Genomic DNA, 877 nt, shown 5'->3' with positions numbered 1-877 from the left:
CAGGGTTGGGCTGTGAGCACCGTGGCGCTCGCTCTGGGGATCGACCCGAAGACGGTGCGCAAGTGGCGCGATCGTTTCGCGGCGGAAGGAGTGGCCGGTCTGGCCGACCGATCCTCGCGCCCGCACACCTCGCCCACGCGCGTCGAAGCCGCCCTCCAAGCCGAGATCGCCCGGCTGCCCCGTGAGCGGCTGTCCGGGCCAGCCATTGCCCGGCAGGCGCGTGTGCCGCTCTCGACGGTGGGCGCGGTGCTGCGCCGGCTCGGCCTGGGCCGGCTCGACGCCCTCGATCCCAAGCCGCCCGTGATCCGCTACGAGCGGGAGCGGCCGGGCGAGTTGATCCACCTCGACACGAAGAAGCTCGGACGCATCGATGGCATTGGCCATCGCATCACCGGTGATCGACGCGGACAGAGCAGCAGGCGGGGCACCGGCTGGGAGGCGCTGCATGTTGCCATCGATGACGCCTCTCGGCTCGCCTACACCGAGATCCTGCCCGACGAGAAAAAGGAGAGTGCGAGCGCCTTCCTGGAGCGGGCGCTGGCATGGTTTGGCAGCCTTGGCATCAGCGTCGAGCGCGTCATGACCGACAACGGCGCAGCCTACAAAAGCCACCTGTTCCGCGATGCGCTCGTCGCGAAAGCGATCACACACAAGCGCACCCGGCCCTACACACCTCGCACCAACGGGAAAGCCGAGCGCTTCATCCAGACCAGCCTGCGCGAATGGCTCTACGCCAGCCCCTATGCCTCCTCGAACGAGCGCACCGCCGCGATGCCGGCTTGGCTCTGCGACTACAACAGCCGCAGACCCCACTCAGCCCTCGGCGGACACCCACCCATCAGCAGACTGACCAAGGACAACCTCCTTGGAAACGACA

At 68.0% G+C, this 877-nt stretch carries 1 protein-coding gene; it reads left to right on the top strand.

The genetic code is table 11. The features are described from left to right. The coding region (locus tag ACFQ4G_RS21910) for an IS481 family transposase (RefSeq protein ID WP_379041125.1) at positions 1-877 on the top strand (877 nt) is incomplete at both ends.

This window comes from Methylobacterium marchantiae (genome assembly GCF_042679825.1).
GTDB lineage: Bacteria > Pseudomonadota > Alphaproteobacteria > Rhizobiales > Beijerinckiaceae > Methylobacterium > Methylobacterium marchantiae.
Note: the sequence above shows the minus strand (reverse complement) of the source record. Positions and strands in the feature narration are given on the sequence as shown.